We start from the raw sequence: 19,211 nt of genomic DNA, 5'->3' as shown, positions 1-19,211 counted from the left end.
CGATGCGAACGAAATTTACCTCCTTTTTACTCTTCATTTTTTCCATTGTAACGCTTTCAAATGCTTTTTCACAAAAGTCGTGGTTCAAAATTGACACACTGACCAGCGTAAATTCCAAAGGTGCGAAACTGACCAACCCCTGGGCTGGCGGCCTTAATGCTTCGCAGTTCCTGAAAATGCACCTGAACAATGACGCAGACGAAGATTTGGTCGTATATGACCGGACCAACAGCAAAATCACTACATTCCTGGCCGCAGCCGATCCGCTTAATCCAGGCAAAAAGACATTTATTCACACACCTTATTACGAATCCCTTTTCCCGAAAGCGGATAACTGGATGATCCTGGCGGATTATGACGGCGACGGCCACAAGGACCTTTTTACGAGCACATCGTTAGGGGTCAGCGTTTACAGGCAAGTGAAAACCGCGCAATCCTGGACATTCAGGCAAATGCAGGAAGTGCTTTATACCAAGGGTTTTTCGGGAAATATCAATTTGCAGGTTTCAGGAACGGACATTCCGGGCATTGTGGATGTGGATGACGATGGCGATCTGGACTTGTTGCTGTTTGATTTTTCCGGAAATTACATTGAGCTGCACCAGAATTTAAGCATGGAGAAATTCGGCAAGCCGGATAGTCTGGGTAGTGCCCAAAGTCCTGTTTTTCAGCGTAATGGTGATTGCTGGGGAAATTTTCACAAAGGCGCGAACGAGGGTTTCGATTTCGGGCTGGATTGCGGTGTGACTGTTAAGTCGGGTAACCGCGAAATGCATGCGGGAAATTCTATTTTGTTGCAGGACCTGAATGGGGATGGTAAAAAAGATCTTTTGGTCGGCCACGTCAGCAACGAGCACATTTCATTTTTAACCAATTCCGCGGCAGGCCTTATTGGCAATTTTACAGCTTACACCAACACTTATCCGGCGGTTAACCCGGTGCTTCTTCACATTTTCCCGGCAGCATTTATGGAAGATGTGGATTTTGATGGAAAAAAAGACCTGCTCATCGCTCCCAATGTGCCCTCGAATGATGGTAATCTCACCGATTTCAAGTCTTCCGGTTGGTTTTATCGCAACGCAGGAACGGATACAAAGCCAGATTTTAAATTGGCAAAAAAGAATTTCTTACAGGATCAAATGCTGGACGTTGGGGAAAATGCAGCGCCTTCGTTTTTTGATATTGACGGTGACGGCGACCTGGATGTGCTCATCGGCACTGGCGGAATCCCCGGCCAGACGGGTTTCAAAGGAGGTTTCTGGCTTTTGAAAAATACCGGAAATAACACAGCGCCGGCATATGAAGTCGAGTCGGAAAATTATCTCAATCTGGCATCCGCCATCGCAGTTTACAACATTAAGCCGCAATGGGCTGATTTCAATGGTGATGGCGTCGCGGATCTGGGTTTCGCAGCCACTTCGACTACAACATTAAAACTTGAATATCGCTACATCCCTAACAAAGCGCCCACAGGTGCCGCACCCCAATTGAACCTGGCCGATGCCGTGACCATTGCCATGCCCGCAGAATCTCAGACAGGCGATTCGCCTCACTTTTACGATGTGGACGGCGACGGCGACTTGGATCTGCTGGTGGGTAAGACGCAGGGAAATCTTTATTATTATACCAACACATCAACCAGCAAGCAGTTCACATTCAAGCTGGAAAGCGATGCTTTTGCAGGCGTTGCCATTAGTTTCGAAGGCCGTTCACCGCAACTGGCCGTAGCCGATTTTGACCTCGACGGCCGTGCAGATGTTATTACTGCGGATCACACAGGCAATATCCGCCTTTTTCACGGCGCGGAATGGGGCAAGTGGACGGATCGGGAAACATCGCTGGTGGAACAAAACGGCAAAGCATCTGCGCCCTTATTCGGCAATTATCTCGCAGTGACCGCTGGCGATTATAACGGTGATAAAAAACCGGATATCGCTATTGGCAGCAATGCGGGCGGGCTCAGGTTACTGACGAACATTGTGCCTGTGACCATTACGGCCAACGAACCAGCAGCTGGGCCAATAGTAAATGTATTTCCAAATCCGGCAGCCCGTTATTTAAAGATCAAATCCTCAAAACCAGCAACGTTTGACATTGTCAGTGTAAGCGGCAGGAAAATCGTCCGGGATCAAAAGCTGAATGCGAATATCGAGCAGGAAATCATCACGGAACTCTGGCCGACCGGGCTATATCTGATTGAATTGAAATCCGGTAACAGCCGTGTGGTGCGAAAAGTGATGGTGGCGAATTAGCAAGTAGATAGCCGCAGTAAAGCACTTACAAGGGTAAAATTCATTTTCATGCAAGCTCTTCTCGGCGTAATTTTCCATTTTATTGGCGGTTTTGCTTCCGGCAGTTTTTACATTCCATACAAACAAGTCAAAGGCTGGGCCTGGGAATCCTATTGGATCGTAGGCGGGCTGTTTTCCTGGCTCATCGTGCCGCCGCTGGCAGCCTATTTAACCATTCCGGGTTTCACTGACATTATCGCCGCCACCGATGGGGGTATTTTATTAATAACCTATATTTTTGGCGTTTTGTGGGGCATAGGCGGGCTGACTTACGGATTAGGAGTCCGTTATCTCGGCGTTTCGCTTGGGAGTTCCATCATTCTCGGGCTTTGCTCCGTTTTTGGCGCATTAATTCCTTCTATATACTATCAATTTTCACCCAGACCTGGAAAAGACACCATTTCAGATTTGTTTACAAACAGCTGGGGGCAAATGGTTTTGCTCGGTTTGCTCGTTTGCGTGATCGGCATTATTATCTGCGGAAAGGCTGGCGCAATGAAGGATGCCGACCTCAAAAGATCGGGTTATAAGGCAGATGATAAAACAGAATTCAAAATCGGCCTTGGCTTAACGGTTTCAATCATTTCGGGGGTTTTGAGCGCTTGTTTTGCATTTGGAATTGACGCCGGAAAGGTGATGGCGGAAGAGGCTAATGCAGCCTGGAAAGCACTTAACCCGGATCAGGGAGAGTTTTTATTCCAAAACAATGTGACGTATGTCGTGATTTTGTTAGGTGGGCTAACAACGAATTTTATCTGGTGTATGCTGCTGAACGCGAGGAATAAAACATTTGGAAACTACACCGATTCGCGCGCGCCGCTGCTGTCCAACTACATTTTCTCTGCACTGGCGGGCACAACCTGGTTTATGCAATTTTTCTTCTATGGAATGGGCGAAAGTAAGCTGGGCAATGGCCCGAGCTCATGGATTTTGCACATGGCCTTCATCATTTTGGTTGCCAATTCATGGGGATTGATCCTTAAAGAATGGAAAGGAATTAGCAAAAAAACGCTTACAACGATCATTTCAGGCATTTTGGTCATTGTGCTGTCGGTGCTGATAGTCGGATATGGTAACTATTTGAGAGAGTAGTTTTAATGGTTTGTTTATGCAAAAACATCTTTCCGTTTCCCTCCTGATCCTGGCGGTTTTTGCATGGAATGCTTGCCAGCGCAATAATCAAAGCGATCAAGAAAAATTGGAAAAAACGAATAGCGATACAAAAGGCACATTCGGTTATGATGTTGCCTTTTTGAAAAAACATAACAATGCGCTGGTGCTTCAAGCGCCCGATAATACTGATGCACAAGCCATTATCATTCCTGAATATCAGGGACGCGTGATGACCAGCACGGCCAGTGGGAGTAAGGGCAACAGTTACGGCTGGATCAATTACGATCTGATCGAAAGTGGTGCTAATCAGCCACATATCAATGCTTTTGGCGGAGAAGAGCGCTTTTGGCTTTCACCGGAAGGCGGCCAGTTTTCTGTTTATTTCAAAAAGGGGCAAACATTCGATTTCGCCAACTGGCAAACGCCTGCCATCATTGATACGGTTACTTACCAGGCCGTAGAGTCGGATGGTTCTTCGGTTAGTTTCCGGGTCAATGCGATCATTGAGAATTACAGCGGGACTGTTTTTGTAGTTGAAATTAACCGCAAGATTTCGATGCTGGACAAAGCTTCCATTATGTCCGAACTGGACATTGTGTCTTTGGAAGGCTGTAAAGCAGTTGCTTACGAGTCCATTAATTCCCTTACGAATAAAGATGCTGATTGGAAACCCGAAACAGGAATGTTAGGGATCTGGCTTTTGGGCATGTTCCAGCCTACTGAGAAAACGGTCATAATTGCGCCGTTTTCGACGCATCATTCCAAACAACCTTTGCTTACCGACGACTATTTTGGTAAAATCCCTGCCGACCGCATTGTCGTGAAAGACTCAGCGGTTTATCTCAAAGCCGATGGGAAATTCAGGAGTAAAATAGGCATTGCACCCCAATCAGCCCGCAATGTTGCAGGAAGTTACGATGCTGAAAAAGGCATCCTGACCATCATTCAATACAACCTCAAACCAGAAGAAAAGTATCTGAAATCGACCTGGGAAATTCATGAAGATCCCTACGATGGCGATGCTTTTAATGCTTATAATGACGGTAAGCTGGCCGATGGCACCCAAATGGGGCCGTTTTACGAATTGGAATCCAACTCGCCCGCCAAGGCTCTCAGGAAAGGTGAAAAGCTTACGCATCGCCAGCGGACTTATCATTTTGAGGGCAGTAAGGAAACGCTGGGAGCCATTTCACTGAGGGTTTTAGGCGTAAGTCTGTACGATATTGCGACTGCATTTAAATAGAATGGCAGTAAAATTGGCTTGCTTTTCTTCTTATAATAAAGAAATCTAAATCCTTGATAAATGAGAACAATTGCAATTCAATTAAAATGGCTTTGCCTGATCCAGGTTTTTTTGCTTTCTGGCTTTGCTTCGCAGGCGCAAACCAAGCAGAACAAGAACAGGACTGTCTCATTTAAGAAGCAGGTTTTAATCAAAAAATTCATTTCCGAAGGCGCGGCCATGGGCGATGTGAACAAGGATGGCAAAAAAGACATTCTCGCAGGCGCATTCTGGTTTGAAGCACCCAGCTGGAAAGCACACGAACTCGCAAAACCCGATTCATTCATTGTCAATGGTGGTTACAGCGATTCATTTCTGGATTTCGCCATGGACGTAAACCAGGACGGCTGGATTGACCTGATCCGGATCGACTGGCCGGGAAAAGCGTCTGTCTGGCATGAAAATCCGAAAGGCAAAGCGGGTTACTGGCCTACACACGTGATCCATTCTTCGGTAGGGAATGAGTCACCCATGCTCGTGGATATCGATGGAGATGGTCGTCTGGACTTGTTAGGCAACGATCCGACTGCTAAAAAAGTGATTTGGCTGCAGGCTCCTGTTAAAAAGGGAGAAACCAAATGGGAAAAGTTTACCATTAGCAATGATGAAACAATTGCAACGCATATGTACACGCATGGCATTGGCTACGGCGATATAAACGGAGATGGCAGAAAAGATGTTTTGGTTAAAAATGGCTGGTGGGAGGGCCCGGCGGAAGGTCCGGCCAAAGTAGCAAAAGACGGCGACTGGAAATTTCATCCTGCGGATCTTGGCAAAGACTGTTCGCAAATGTATGTGATGGACCTGAATGGTGACGGCTTAAACGACGTCTTGACTGCATCGGCGCATGATTATGGCATCTGGTGGCACGAGCAGGGCAAGGATGACAAAGGTGAGTCAACCTGGCGTCACCATAGCATTGATAACACATTCTCACAAACACATGGGCTTGCGCTCGCAGATATAAATGGCGATGGAAACATCGATTTTGTAACGGGTAAAAGATACTTTGCCCACCATGGGAATGATCCGGGAGAATTTGAGCCAGCTGTCATTTATTGGTTTGAATACAAGCCGGGCAAAGTCCCAAGCTGGACTAGGCACGAGATTGACAATGATTCGGGCGTAGGATTGCATGTTACCATAGAGGACCTTAATAAAGACGGTTTGCTGGACATTGTAACAGGAAACAAAAAAGGCGTTCGCATATTTACTCAAAGTCGCTAGTATGAAATTCGGTATCAACACGTATTTGTTCTCCTCGCCATTCACGAACGATAACGTTTCCTTTTTTCCAAAATTCAAGGAATGGGGTTTTGATTTTGTGGAGATCGCCGTGGAGGATCCGTCGAACATTAATGCCGAATACATTAGAAAAGCGCTTGACGAAAATGAACTGGAATGCCGCTCTGTGTGCGCAGCAACGGGTCCTGGTCGCGACTTGCGTGGCAACCGGAAGGAGCAGGTTATTTCACTGGAATACATTCAGACATTAATCGACCTTGCGCCGATTTTAGGAAGCCAGCTTGTTGCCGGGCCAATCTACTCGTCTGTCGGCCGGGCTGACCTCTATGCCGATGACAAAAAGGAAAAGCAATGGCGAGCGGCTGTAAAAAATCTGAAAATACTCGGTGACTATGCAGCGCAGCACAATGTAAAATTAGCATTGGAGCCTTTGAACCGCTACGAAACAGACTTCGTTAACACCTGCGAACAAGTCCTCAAACTGATCGCAGATGTTGGAAGCGGAGCATTAATGGTGCATCTGGACTCTTTCCACATGAACCTCGAAGAGAAAGACCCCGCACTTGCCATAAAACTAGCCGGCAATAAACTCGCGCTCCTACACGCATCCGGCAGCGACCGCGGAACCCCCGGCGGCGACCAAATCAACTGGGACCGCATCTTCGCAGCTTTGGACAACATCAACTACCAGGGCGACATCGTCATAGAATCATTCACTCCGGATGTAAAAATCATCGCCAAAGCCGCCTCGATATGGAGGCAGGTAGAGCCTTCGAAAGAGGCGATTGCCGTTGATGGGTTGCGGTTTTTGCGGGGGCTGGCGTTTTGAGGGTTGCTCGAAAATAGTACATATTATGTTCTTGGAAATTGACCAATATAGTACAGCTATTGTTTGAAGAGTAATCGTCCGCTAAAAAATGAATCTTGCGGTGCAACACCTAATGTACCAGACTTTGTGGCATTCATTGTTGCCTCAATATGTATCTTATCTCCTTGTATCAGTTGAATATCTGTCGACACTGCTGATGGAGCTTGTATTACATCTGTGGCCTTGGATTCGACGATCACCGATGAAAAATTATTCCTTGTAAGAACGAGAGCTACACTATGAAAGAAATTCTGATAGTCATCACCATCTTCAATAGGAACTATAAAATGTACTTGTGCATCGAAATGATAAAGGCCAGAAAAAGGTATATTGAACGTACTATGGGGGGCCGCGTTGACATCGTCATAATTGTTGCCTAAGTCATAATTTTGTGCTGCAAAAGCAACTTTCATTGGTACAGTGTTGCCCGCAATTATTTCACTACCTCCCCCTAGCACCCCACTCGCCCGAAAAGCCACATTTCCCGAAATATTCTCCCAAGTAGCGTTCCCACTCCCATCCGACATAAGCACCTTCCCATTTCCGGGAGATTGCCCAGGGCCTGCAATAGTCATCGGGCCGCTCACTTCGAGCGCTTTTCCGTTAGCATTTGCAGCTGACGCGAAAATTCCTGTGCCGGTCGAGGCTGAGTGTCCAACAATTCCTTTCCCCGATAATGTCGCGCCTCTGAGGCCAATTGCACTTCCGGCAAGGCCGCTAATAGCGACGGAATTGTCATTAGCATCCGTATTATTGATAAGGAATAATGGACCGCTGGTTGTACTGGTTTGCGAAAACGGGAGTGCCAAATTCGCACTTCCACCTACCAAACTCCACAAAGGATTTGCCGACGTTCCGGAATTGTAATAAAATCCAGCTTTACCCAATCCTGCATTCGTGTTGTAAACGAGTAACGCATTTGCGGGATTGGGAACCGTTACATTGTCTATCAGCGATTGAAGCGATACACGGGGAATAAGCAAGCCCTTATCTGTTCCTACAATGTCAAGGGCGGCGCTGGGATCGGGTTGCTGGGTGTTGATACCAACGTTTTGCGCGAACGAACTTTGGCTGGCGAATAAAAGGGCTGCCGAGATGGCTAGCGGAGTTATCAGTTTTCTCATCGATTTTGTGAATAGTGTGAAACATTCGGAAGTCCAATTTGGATGGTAAAGACTAATATGCATGAAACCGATGAGCCTTCGGTGAGATAGGGTTAGTATACGGTCAAATGCAAAAAGCCCTGAATCTAAATCCAGGGCTTTTGCTATTTATAAATTAATCAACTAATCAAACATTGTATCGCTAAGCAGTAAATTCCTCCGAGTAATGCGAAGCGCCCAGTTCCAAAACCTCTGTCGTCCAGGCGCGGGTTTTGGCTGCGAGTTCTGCGTCTTTAGAAAGTGACTTGCCAAATGACGGGATGATTTTTTTGAATTCGGCCTGCCATTCTTCTGATTTGGCTTCTTTGAAGCACTTCTGAATCAGTTCCAGCATGATCGAGACAGCCGTTGAGGCGCCGGGCGATGCTCCCAGCAACGCTGCCAGTGAACCGTCGCCAGCAGTCACCATCTCCGTTCCGAATTCAAGCACACCACCTACTTTCTTATCTTTTTTAATCACCTGCACACGCTGTCCGGCCATTTCCAGATCCCAATCTTCTAATTTAGCTTCCGGCAAATAATCTTTCAAAGCCTCTAACCTGTCCTGCGGCGATTGTCTCACCTGGTCGATCAGATATTTGGTCAACGGAATGTTGTGAATCCCGGCTGCCAGCATGGGGCGGATGTTGTCGAGTTTGATAGACAACGGCAAATCCATAAATGATCCGTTTTTCAAAAATTTTGTTGAAAAACCAGCGTATGGGCCAAATAAAAGAGCTTTCTTTCCATCGATCATCCGCGTGTCCAAATGCGGAACAGACATCGGAGGCGAGCCAACAGAAGCTTTTCCGTAGACTTTCGCCTGATGTTTTTCAATGATCTCCTGATTATTGCAAACCAGCCACTGGCCGCTCACCGGAAACCCGCCAAAACCTTTGCCCTCGGGAATGTTGGACTTTTCAAGAAGTGGAAGTGAACCACCGCCAGCTCCTATGAAAACAAACTTCGTTTGTACTTGGGAAGTCTTTTTGGTGGCGCGGTCTTTCACGTCAATGATCCAGGAGCCGTCTTTCTTTTTCTCGAAATCGTCAACTTCGTGATTCAGGTAAAGCTTAACGCCTTCCTGTTTTTCGAGATATTCGAACATGTATTTGGTGAGCGTCCCGAAGTTAACGTCTGTGCCGAGGTCCATTTTTGTGGCTGCAACATTTTCGTTGGGATCTCTTCCTTCCATGACCAGAGGAATCCACGAGTTGATCTCGCTTTTGTCCTCCGTGTATTCCATCCCTTTAAACAAGTGATGCCTGGTTAGGCCTTCGAAACGTTTTTTGAGGTAATCCACATTATCATCGCCCCATACGAAGCTCAAATGAGGAATGTTGTGGATAAATGCGTCGGGGGAATCGATGATGCCGTTCTCCACGAGGTAAGCCCAAAACTCCTTGGACACTTCAAAGGATTCCGCGATTTTAATCGCTTTCGTCGTCTCAACCGAGCCGTCTTCCAGCTGGGGCGTGTAGTTTAATTCGCAAAATGCGGAATGCCCGGTTCCTGCGTTATTCCATGGGTCAGAACTTTCGGCGGTAACCCGGTCCAGTCTTTCGAAAATAGAAATCGATATAGACGGACTCAATTTTTTAAGCAAAACTCCAAGAGTTGCACTCATGATACCGGCCCCTATCAAAACAACGTCAGGGGAGATCGTCTTTGAAGAATTTTTGGTAGTCATCGGAGAAAAAATGGTATGTTACATGGGCTAGCTAGCCCGGAATAGTACAATAAATAAATTGCTACAATGTAGTTAACACATCTTGCCCCGAAAATAGTTTAATTAAAAAAATAAAAGTTATGGCTGGTTACAACTTCTTGGTTGCAGGCAATTAAAACTTGGATGGATTAAAAAAGTACAAAAAAAGGAAGCACAATCACGTCAAAACGCATCATGCTTCCTCAGGAACAGGGTTGATCAGAATTTATAGATCAGCCGTAATTATGTCTTTGTCTGTGAGTCCCAAAGTCGAGACAACTTCCTCGTAGTTGTTCCAGTCCACCTCGGCATTCCGTCGGAATTTTTCAGAAGGAATGATAACCGCTCTTATGCTTTGAAACACACGTTCAGGCGCTTTGTCCCCACCATCAGTCCAGGAAACCGGTCTGATATCAATAAAGAACTGATTGCCTCTCAAAAGCGTAATGAAGTTGAAAGTTGTTGACTTACCAGCAGCGAAATCAACTTTTCCTGGCACTGCCCACCATAAATTCTGAGCCTTGATGAACACAACAACAACACTTGATGATAGCATTGCAGTGTCTGCTGCCGTTAGATTATTTTTACCCAGCGTATATCCGCCATTGGTGCTTTCAACTTGTCCTGTCACAAGCTCCTTGGCGCTAATTCCGTCCTTTCCTGCAACGCCGGAGTCACCTTTTGGGCCGACTGCACCAGCAGGTCCCGCAGGTCCCTGAGGACCAACATCGCCTTTCTCTCCGTCGCAACCTAAGGATAGACCAATCAGACCAAGCCAGGCGACCACCATTAATTTTTTAAGCATAGTAGTATACGTTTTAGTTAAACAGTGAATAGAATTAAAACAAATAAAATAGGAAATATCACAAATACCTAAGTTTGGGAGGGGTTACTTCCATACACGGCACTACAAATTCCGCTTTCGTATAGCCGTATAAAAATTATACCAAAATGTTCAATGCCTTTTACAAATTTGCCCGCCTATCTGTTGTCGTGAAAACCACTAGATGACCATAGAATATTTTCTAAAAAGTTGTTCTACTATTTAAGTTATCGTAGCTTTATTATTTATTTTGTGTGAATAAGTATATATAAACGCTTATACATTAGCAACGGATTTATATAAAAGGGGATACACTAACTGGAGATTTATGAGAGCAAGAATTTTTACAAAAACTATTTTTCTGTTGGTACTGGTTTATTCATTCACCACTATTGATTTAAAAGTACATGCTCAGTGGAGCGGAACCTACGGGAATGGCTGGTTAGCAGGAAAATATTCTCAACCATGGGTCAAGATTAATGTGGGCGTGGTAAGTGGAGCACTGACCAAGGGCGTCTACCGGGTGGCAATGACTTCTGCAAAATTGCCTGCTGAGATCAAAAATGCAGATAAGGCCAAATTACAGCTCTGGCACCGGGGCAGACAGGTTAACATTCTCAAAGCTGATAATAATGAACTGCTTTTTTATGCGGTGCCAAATGACGGAAAATCGGATGAACTGCTTTTCAGACCCACTTCATCGAGGGCAAATCCGTACTATAGCATGTACTCAGATGAAAGCTCTTATTTTCTAACTGTTGGTGCAGCTAATGGCGACCGTGCACCGGAAGAAACGTTGACTGACGCATCATCGGTCACATTAACGCAGCACATCAGAACAGAGTCAAAGAATTATCAGTTGGCGAACGAGTACTCGCATGCGACTACGATTCCTTTAAGACCAATTGATCAGAACAGTTTTTTCGAGGATGGCAAAACAAGAACCGGTTCCCGGCTTTTTGACAATGCAAGTCATCCAATCCACACGAAAGATGCTACAAAGGATTTTGATTTTACCTTGAAAGCAAGATCCGGAACGGATAAGCCGAAGGTTGAAGTGCTGATCAACGGTCGGACTTTCTTTCCTTCAAACCCAGGCGATTCCAGAAACATTCATGTTTACGTTGGGAAGGACGCTGCCAATCTGAGGGAAGTGGGAATGGTATACATTGCTGGTTTTACTTTCGGTAAGTTTTCGTTTGATCTGGAAAATACGGATCTGGATGCAAACGGAAAGGGCTTATTGGGTTTCAAGACCGATGCGAGCCCAGAAAATATTCAGGGCAACACCATTTACGATGTAATTTCCCTGACATATTATAATGTAACCTATAATCAGCAAATCGATATGTTGGGCGCGGCTTCTGCTGAATTTCGGTTTGCTGCTACTTCACAAGGAGCGAAGAATAAAATCGTTATCGCCGGTGCGCCTGCTGGTACGTTAAAGTTCTATGATATTACGGACATTGATAAGCCACGAATCATCAATGGCACAGCGGCGAGTTTGGTTTTTACAAGGCCGAACGCAAACGAGCTGGTTCTATTAGCAACAAATCAGGCACCGGCAACGGTGGCGGATGCTAAAATTAATCAGGTAAATTTTACCAACTATAACAAGTCCGATTACAATTATCTGATTATATCGAACACAACGCTTCTGGATGCTGCGGAAGATTTCAGAAAGTATCGTACTGAACTAACACCAGGCGAAAAGTATAAAGCTCCCACCATTTTTAACATTACTGATGTTTATAACCAGTTCAACTATGGCGAGCCGAGCCCGGTGGCAATCCGTCGCTTTGTGGACTATATGGTCTCAGACGGAAATTTGAACAAGTATCTTTTGCTTCTGGGGAAGTCAGTCTCAAGAAATGATAAAATGGTCAAAGAAATGCCAGATGAAGTTCCGACCGTTGGTTTCCCAGGCTCTGACTTTCTGCTTGTTGACAGTTTGGGCGGGCAGCCTCAAGATGTAGAGGCGATTCCTGTGGGACGGGTTCCTGCGATCAGCAATGCACAGGCTCGTGCATACCTCAAGAAAGTAGAAGTTTATGAAAATTCTTCAACGGGACTGGACTGGCGTAAAAAAGTCCTTCACATAAGCGGTGGAAAGAGTCTAAGTGAAGTTGGTATACATTCCAGCAACCTGGCTTCTGCCGGTAACGCGGTTACAGGAGCTTTTGGAGGAACCATTGATGTAAGAAACAAGACCCAGAATGGAGATGTGATACAGCCTTTGGATATTTCTGCGGCTATCAATTCGGGAGTGGGGATGATCACCTATTTTGGACATAGTGCACCGTATCAGACCGACTACAATTTCGGTTACGTTTCTGATAATGCCAAAGGATACACCGATCAGAATGTAGATGCAGGGATAGGTAAATTTGCAATCATGTATTACAATGGCTGTGATATCCTGAACGTATTCAACAATCAGTTCAATGAAACGGTTAATATCAGCTCATCGAGGGCACAATCCCTTGACTGGCTATTAAATCCTAAAAGAGGAGCTGTTGCTGTGTTTGGAAATACCTGGGCTGGATATAATCAGAGCTGCAACGAATATCTGCAAGAACTTTAACCGATTATTTTCGGTCAAAGCGATAAAAACCGGCTTACTATCGGCCAGATTCTGCGCAAGACTGCCATTGAAACCAAAAACAATCCAAATCCATTCAGACTTGGTGCGGACGAAAATGCAAGAATATCCGCTGCTTCTTATAGCAAAAGACAAGCGCAAATGCATCAGACATTGTTGTTGGGAGATCCGGCGCTTAGGGTCCTGATCAGCACCGAAGGAAGCATGCCGGTGGATTTGTCATATTTTGAAGCAAAACTGGTTTCAGCCAATTCTGTGGAAGTTGCATGGAAGACAAACTCGGAGACAAACAACAGCCATTTCCTTGTGGAAAGGAGCTATAATGCCAAGAATTTTGAGCAAATCGGTTATGTGGAAGGGAATGGTGACATGGTTACCGAAAGCACTTACAAATTCTTTGATAACAAGCCACTGCCGGGAACAAGCTATTACCGACTGGTGCAGGTGGATAATGAAAAAGTTACGGATGGAAAAACTGAGGAAGGTAAAAAGACAATTTCATCAATTGTTTCTGTCAACAGACCTTACACCAATTCGCTTGTCGTTTCTCCGAACCCATCCAGTGACTTTGTTGAAATTAAACTGGATCTGCCGGTTGCGATAAAAAGCTGGAATTTGGTTGATATTAAAGGAAGAGTGGTTAGAAGAAACGAAACCAAATTGACATTGGACATCTCTAACTTAGCTTCTGGCGAATATATTGTTGAAATCCTGACCGAAAACGGCGACGTGATTTCAAGGAAGCTTGTTAAACAATAAAAATAAATAGCAAAAAAAGCATAGGTTGCGTCACACACTGCAACCTATGCTTTTTGTATTTCTGAACAAAAAACAATGATGATCCGACACACTCTCTACTTCCTTTTTTCTATTTCGCTGACACTTTTTTGCATCTCGGAAGGATCCGCCCAATCAGCTGCACCCTACGCTAACAGCTGGATAAATTATGAGCAACCTTACGTCAAGATCGCAGTTAATGCGAAAGGAATGCATAAAGTGCCCTTTTCTGTTCTTCCCGCAACCTTCCCGGTTAATCAGCCAGAAAAGTTGCAACTCTGGCACTTAGGAAAACAGGTCGCTATCATTGTTGAAAATAAGGAAATATTATTTTATGGTGTTCCAAATACCGGAGAAAGCGATTCCCTGCTATACCGTCCCATGAGTTCGAGGCTGAACCCGTTTTACAGCATTTACTCCGACGAATCAGCTTATTTCCTTACCGTATCCGCGTCCAAGTCGCTTCGTGCAGAAACGGTAAGCCGGGCAGTGAACGAAGCGACTCCGGCGCTGGGATATCACATCGCAAAGGCATCGACAGTGCTCAGCACAGACTATTCGCTCGGGGCAAACAGCCCGCTACGCCCCAATTTCTTCAACAGCTTTTTTGAGAAAGGTGCCAGTAGGACCGGTCCTAATATTTTGAAAAATGTGCAGTCCACATACCCTATACAATTGACAAATGCGGTTAGCAATTCGGTTAGGCCAAAAGTGAAGTTGCTCGTACATGGCAGGAGCAATAATGAAAGAAAGGTCGAAGTATACATTGGCAAAACCGAGCAGACATTGAGATTGGCAAAAGTACTGCCAAGTTCAAATTTTGAAGGAGTGGAGGGGGAATTTGAGATTGAAAAAACAGATTTAGACAATAATTTTAAGGGAATTATTGCACTAAAATCCGTCAGCACAGATCAATATGAGCGTTTCTCACTGGCTTACTTCACTGTAAGTTATCCACAAAATTTTTCCATAGCTTCCAAGAAGTCGATTGAATTAACCCTGGATCCGCAAGCAAGCGCATTGAGCAGAGTTGCAACTACGGGAGCGCCTGCGGGCGCGAAAATCTACGATATCACAGACACATTGCGTGTGATCGCTGGCAATGTTGGCAATTTTATGGTTCCCAGAAAATCAGGTAAAGTATCAAAATTACTGGTCACAAATGAGATAATTACAGTTCCTGCCGCAAAGGTAAGTGCTGTTAAATTTCAGAGATTTGACCCAAAAGTTGCAAACTACATTATTGTGAGTGGTGAGAATTTGTTAGCTGGATCAACTGAATATGCGGCGTATCGGGCTTCGCAAACCGGTGGAGGCTTCAAAACAGTCGTTGCGAACATTAAGGATGTGTATAACCAGTTCAATTACGGCGAACCCAGTCCGCTCGGCATCCGCCGATTCGCTAGCTATATGATTTCCGATGGGGTAAGGGACAAATCCCTTTTTCTGATCGGAAAATCAATATCATTGACCGAACGCATGAAAAAGGAGTTGCCGGACGAGGTTCCAACTATTGGGTTTCCGGCTTCTGATATTCTCCTGGTAGAGGGACTGGGCGGCGTAAGCCGCGATGTTCCCGCTTTGAATGTCGGCCGTCTACCTGCAATGACTGATCAGAACATTAAGGACTATCTCGAAAAGGTCAAAGAATATGAATTAAATGATGGGCAGGAACTGGGTTGGAGGAAGCAAATTCTGCACTTGAATGGAGGGAAGTCAGCCAGTGAAATCACCCAGCTGAAAAATGTTCTTGAAACGCTTAAACCGGCTGTTGAAAACGGGTTTGTCGGTGGTCGGGTAACACCATTTGTAAAGCAGCAGGCTATTTCCGAGGTTGAAAAAGTAAATATCACGCCGCAAGTTAACGAGGGCGTTGGCATGATAACTTATTTCGGACACGGTTCCGCAACAGTTACTGACCTGGATATGGGGTACATTACAGATGCAGACCGAGGGTATAACAATAATGGGAAATATCCTTTCATGTTTTTCAACGGATGCGGCGTAGGAAACGTTTTTGCTGCCAGATATAACACCAGCCCGACTGCAACAGATCGAAGACCGCTATCGATGGACTGGATACTAACGCCTAAGAAGGGCACTGTTGCCTTAGTGGCCAATTCGTTTGAGAGTTACATAAGTTCATCCAGCAGATATCTGAGCAACCTCTATAACACAATGTTTGCAGAAGAAGCGACTTCCAGCGCTTCAATAGGCAGAGTCCAGGCCGTTGTTGCTCAGAAGATTGTTAGCGCCGGTGCCAATCAATACGATATTGCGAACATTCATCAATCTTTGTTGCAAGGAGATCCGGCAGTTAAAGTAGTTACTGTAAGTAAGCCGGACTATGCCGTTGGTGCGGATGATGCAGTAGTGCTCTATTCCGAATCCGCCGGCAAAACGATCGATAACTCTGCATCTGTCAGGGCAGTTATTAAATTGGCAAATGAAGGGCGCTACATTAAGGATCAAAAAGTGCCGGTTCAAGTTGAGATACAATACAATGATGGTAAAAGCGAAGTAAAAAATGAGACTATTGCGGCAATGGCCTATAAAGACACACTGTCGCTCTCATTCGTAAACCAGAAAAATATCAAAAGGATCCTTTTCAAAATAGACCCTGCCAATACGCTGCAGGAACTGAGCAAACGGAATAATAATTCTGAGTTGATAGTTGATTGGGACGTTGCCAAAGCATTAAATTTCTACCCGAGTGCTCCATTGAAGGATTTGATCGCACCCATATTGGAGGTCAAATTTGATGGTAGAATTATTGAGAATAATGATGCTGTTGATCCTGGAACTTCAATTTCCATCAAGCTCGAGGATGATCGCATTCTTTCTCCTGACACTTCGCTGGTTAATGTTTTCATCAAGCCTTGCGAAGGCAGCGACTGTGACTTTGCCAAATTATCCTATGCCAGCAATGATCTTAAAATTTCGTCCCTTTCTGAACGGTCTATAAATGTTACTTACCAGGCGCAGGGCTTAAAGCCAGGAACTTATGAACTGCTGGTTAACGCGAAGGATGCTTCATCCAACGCATCGACCAATCCATATCGCATTGTTTTTAAAATAAAGGAGGAAGATCAGGAGAATCAGCTCACGGTGAGTCCGAACCCAGCTTCATCATATATCAGGTTCCGTTTGGAAGCGGGCAGCACAGATACTGATCAGTCGGTTCACTGGACCATGTACTCGCTTAAAGGCGCTGCGCTGGAGGAAGGGGGATTTCAATTGGAGAACTCCGGAATTAAGGACTGGTATTGGATTCCCGCGCCTCATATTCCGTCTGGAACCTATATTTATAAGCTTAATTTGAAAGCGGGTGACAAGACGCGAAAAAGTTTTACCGGCAGAGTGGTAATACTAAAATAAGCAGGTTATCGCGCGTTAGTTGCTAAGATGTCGTGGGAAGTAAATCGTTCTTTTTCAGCCAGTCAAACCATATGGCCAGCGAGATGGCGCGCGTTACATGGAATTGTGACAATGTGTGATTGGACTCGGAAGCGGCAGGATCAATTAAAATCTTTGCTGATTCAATGTATTTCTGTTGATCTATAAAGTTCCAGACAAGATTGCCGTGGTCGTCCATAAGCTCCTTAGACTGATGGTACAAACGAAGGGCAGCTTCTCTTCCATAGATGCTGAAATTAGCCTTATTGGGCCTGCTCCTCACTGTCTCCGGCAGTAAACCTTTCATTGCCTCTCTGAAATGCTCACGACCAATGCCTCTGCCGAATTTTATCTCCATAGGAACGGAAATGCATAGTTCAAACAAATCCTTGTCGTAGAAAGGGAATCGATTTTCCAGGCCATAATGATTTCCAAGTGCAAAAAATTGCTCACTGGCGATAATGGTCTGACCATTGAAAACATCGTCGAACCATACCTTATATTTTAGAGGTAAATCACCTCTGAGTAGGTCTGCCAGATTTTCCCGTTTGGCAACATGGGCCGTTGCAAATTCCTGCTTTAAAATCGTCCCTTCAAGCATTTTGGTTTTGATGAGCTTTTTCCAAAGCCTTTTCAGCCCTGTCGCAAAAAAGTGCCACAATGAAACATCCATTTCTCTTGACGATTCAACAAGAAGCTTGACCATATCAAAAGGTTTGAGCCTTTTTATTTGCTCAAAAAACTTGCTGACAATCAAATGCTTCGTGTATTGTTTTATTTTCTCGGCAGCGGCAAGAGTCGCCCATTGGGGAATTACACGGTTCATAGACGCATATTGAGCTCTTTTCACGATGAGCGCTTTAAGCTCATGCCAATCTCTCTCAAAATATGCTTTTGTCAACTTTTCGAGACCGCTTCCTACGACGGAGTCACCATCATGGCCTATCAATAAGATCTTACATCCGAGCTGACTCGCAAATTCCATCAGACTTCCCTGTGAAGAAGGGCTTATGACCATACATTCCGGATGTCCATAAGCTGATGTGTAGCGGGATATAACTTCAAAATCTTCATGTGACGGAGGCACCTCGTGGTGTATGGAACCGATTTTTTCTGCGACTTCACTAGCAAATTGAATCTCATCTGAATATTTTGTTTTAGTATCCAGATACAGCGTATGCAATGCAAGCGCCGGGTCGATTGACTTTGCGACAGCACTGATGGAAGAAGAGTCCATTCCGCCACTCAGGTGCGAGCCAACTGTCTCTTCGCTCTGGCCAATGGTTAGTTGAACAGATTTAAAAAAAAGATCTTTAAAGGCTTGTCCGAATTCTTCTACCGAATGTAAATGGCTCCATTTATCAGGATCGAAGCTGGCAAAGCGCCTGATTGTAACATCGTCCGGAGAAATCGAAATAGTATGCCCCGGAAGGACAGTCTTAATGTTTTTAAAAAAAGTATCAGAAGAATAACTTCCAGATTGGTCACCCCGAAAACGGGAGTAGGAAATGATTCTGTCGGTATTTAGCTGCAAATACGATCGACAGATCGGCATTTTAAGCAAAGACACCAAGCTGGTCGAAAAGGCGACAAATGAGCGCGGAACATGAAGGTAGTAAGTAGGGATAACACCAAAAATATCCCTGGATAAGTAAAGCGTCTGGCAAGTCTCGTCAAACCAGGCTCCAAAATTGCCGAGATCTGTTTCTGAATCAGGCTCTTGGAAATGAGGGTCGAAATGAAAGACTCCTGGATTTCTGGCGTATGCTTTATTTAAATATTCCGGCTCTCGCTCACCTAAAAAATTAACCCCTAATGCGAAGACATGCTGCAGCTTCGTATTAGGGGTTAATGTCGAGGATGAAAACCATCCATTTTCCCAGGTAATAGTGTCATTAGTTCCGCCTTCTGTAATTGTGTACCGAAGATTCTCAAAACTAACTACACCTTCGATAATCACCAGG

At 45.0% G+C, this 19,211-nt stretch carries 12 protein-coding genes; 8 read left to right on the top strand and 4 right to left on the bottom strand.

From position 1 onward, the window contains the following. Positions 1-2: 2 nt before the first annotated feature. The 5 genes from MUK70_RS19500 to MUK70_RS19480 are packed head-to-tail and all read left to right on the top strand — an operon-like array spanning position 3 to position 6,760. Positions 3-2,252, top strand: coding sequence for an FG-GAP-like repeat-containing protein (locus MUK70_RS19500; protein WP_234654701.1), 2,250 nt, complete (start codon positions 3-5; stop codon positions 2,250-2,252). A 48-nt stretch (positions 2,253-2,300) separates the two neighbouring features. Next, positions 2,301-3,383, top strand: coding sequence for an L-rhamnose/proton symporter RhaT (rhaT, locus tag MUK70_RS19495; protein WP_234654699.1), 1,083 nt, complete (start codon positions 2,301-2,303; stop codon positions 3,381-3,383). A 16-nt stretch (positions 3,384-3,399) separates the two neighbouring features. Beyond that, positions 3,400-4,647, top strand: a complete 1,248-nt coding sequence (locus MUK70_RS19490) for a DUF6786 family protein (RefSeq protein ID WP_234654697.1) — start codon at positions 3,400-3,402, stop codon at positions 4,645-4,647. Between the two features lie 60 nt (positions 4,648-4,707). Then, the gene (locus MUK70_RS19485; RefSeq protein WP_234654695.1) at positions 4,708-5,913 is read left to right on the top strand and encodes an FG-GAP repeat domain-containing protein; all 1,206 of its coding nucleotides are present in this window, start codon (positions 4,708-4,710) and stop codon (positions 5,911-5,913) included. A gap of 1 nt (position 5,914) precedes the next feature. Beyond that, the gene (locus MUK70_RS19480) at positions 5,915-6,760 is read left to right on the top strand and encodes a sugar phosphate isomerase/epimerase family protein (protein ID WP_234654694.1); all 846 of its coding nucleotides are present in this window, start codon (positions 5,915-5,917) and stop codon (positions 6,758-6,760) included. A gap of 56 nt (positions 6,761-6,816) precedes the next feature. Here the strand turns inward: MUK70_RS19480 and MUK70_RS19475 are convergent, their stop codons facing one another. The 3 genes from MUK70_RS19475 to MUK70_RS19465 form a co-directional block, all read right to left on the bottom strand. Continuing rightward, complete coding sequence (locus MUK70_RS19475; protein ID WP_234654692.1) at positions 6,817-7,923, bottom strand: phage tail-like protein; 1,107 nt, start codon at positions 7,921-7,923, stop codon at positions 6,817-6,819. Between the two features lie 181 nt (positions 7,924-8,104). Beyond that, entirely contained in the window at positions 8,105-9,631 is a 1,527-nt protein-coding gene (locus MUK70_RS19470; RefSeq protein WP_234654690.1) for a malate:quinone oxidoreductase, read from the bottom strand. Positions 9,632-9,875: 244 nt separating this feature from the next. After that, on the bottom strand, positions 9,876-10,454 hold the full coding sequence (locus MUK70_RS19465) for a collagen-like protein (RefSeq protein WP_234654689.1): 579 nt from the start codon (positions 10,452-10,454) through the stop codon (positions 9,876-9,878). Between the two features lie 346 nt (positions 10,455-10,800). Here MUK70_RS19465 and porU2 (MUK70_RS19460) point away from each other — a divergent pair, with 346 nt between their 5' ends. The 3 genes from porU2 (MUK70_RS19460) (at position 10,801) to porU2 (MUK70_RS19450) (ending at position 17,229) form a co-directional block, all read left to right on the top strand. After that, positions 10,801-13,056 (top strand): putative type IX secretion system sortase PorU2, encoded by a 2,256-nt coding sequence (porU2, locus tag MUK70_RS19460; protein WP_244784474.1) that lies wholly within the window; start codon positions 10,801-10,803, stop codon positions 13,054-13,056. A gap of 159 nt (positions 13,057-13,215) precedes the next feature. Further along, the gene (locus MUK70_RS19455; protein WP_244784472.1) at positions 13,216-13,833 is read left to right on the top strand and encodes a T9SS type A sorting domain-containing protein; all 618 of its coding nucleotides are present in this window, start codon (positions 13,216-13,218) and stop codon (positions 13,831-13,833) included. 75 nt (positions 13,834-13,908) lie between these two features. Beyond that, on the top strand, positions 13,909-17,229 hold the full coding sequence (gene porU2 / locus MUK70_RS19450; protein ID WP_234654685.1) for a putative type IX secretion system sortase PorU2: 3,321 nt from the start codon (positions 13,909-13,911) through the stop codon (positions 17,227-17,229). A gap of 22 nt (positions 17,230-17,251) precedes the next feature. Here the strand turns inward: porU2 (MUK70_RS19450) and MUK70_RS19445 are convergent, their stop codons facing one another. After that, positions 17,252-19,207: an asparagine synthase-related protein gene (locus tag MUK70_RS19445; RefSeq protein ID WP_234654683.1), complete on the bottom strand. Its 1,956-nt coding sequence runs from the start codon at positions 19,205-19,207 to the stop codon at positions 17,252-17,254. Positions 19,208-19,211 lie beyond the last annotated feature (4 nt).

It is taken from the genome of Dyadobacter chenwenxiniae (assembly GCF_022869785.1).
Classification (GTDB): domain Bacteria; phylum Bacteroidota; class Bacteroidia; order Cytophagales; family Spirosomataceae; genus Dyadobacter; species Dyadobacter chenwenxiniae.
The sequence above is the reverse complement of the archived record's forward strand: the minus strand, read 5'-3'. Positions and strand labels throughout refer to the sequence as shown.

Bases quoted from the DNA above. Each gene is read 5' to 3' on its own strand.
- MUK70_RS19500 (WP_234654701.1), top strand. From the start codon at position 3: ATGCGAACGAAATTTACCTCCTTTTTACTCTTCATTTTTTCCATTGTA.
- rhaT (WP_234654699.1), top strand. From the start codon at position 2,301: ATGCAAGCTCTTCTCGGCGTAATTTTCCATTTTATTGGCGGTTTTGCT.
- MUK70_RS19490 (WP_234654697.1), top strand. From the start codon at position 3,400: ATGCAAAAACATCTTTCCGTTTCCCTCCTGATCCTGGCGGTTTTTGCA.
- MUK70_RS19485 (WP_234654695.1), top strand. From the start codon at position 4,708: ATGAGAACAATTGCAATTCAATTAAAATGGCTTTGCCTGATCCAGGTT.
- MUK70_RS19480 (WP_234654694.1), top strand. From the start codon at position 5,915: ATGAAATTCGGTATCAACACGTATTTGTTCTCCTCGCCATTCACGAAC.
- MUK70_RS19475 (WP_234654692.1), bottom strand. From the start codon at position 7,923: ATGAGAAAACTGATAACTCCGCTAGCCATCTCGGCAGCCCTTTTATTC.
- MUK70_RS19470 (WP_234654690.1), bottom strand. From the start codon at position 9,631: ATGACTACCAAAAATTCTTCAAAGACGATCTCCCCTGACGTTGTTTTG.
- MUK70_RS19465 (WP_234654689.1), bottom strand. From the start codon at position 10,454: ATGCTTAAAAAATTAATGGTGGTCGCCTGGCTTGGTCTGATTGGTCTA.
- porU2 (WP_244784474.1), top strand. From the start codon at position 10,801: ATGAGAGCAAGAATTTTTACAAAAACTATTTTTCTGTTGGTACTGGTT.
- MUK70_RS19455 (WP_244784472.1), top strand. From the start codon at position 13,216: ATGCATCAGACATTGTTGTTGGGAGATCCGGCGCTTAGGGTCCTGATC.
- porU2 (WP_234654685.1), top strand. From the start codon at position 13,909: ATGATGATCCGACACACTCTCTACTTCCTTTTTTCTATTTCGCTGACA.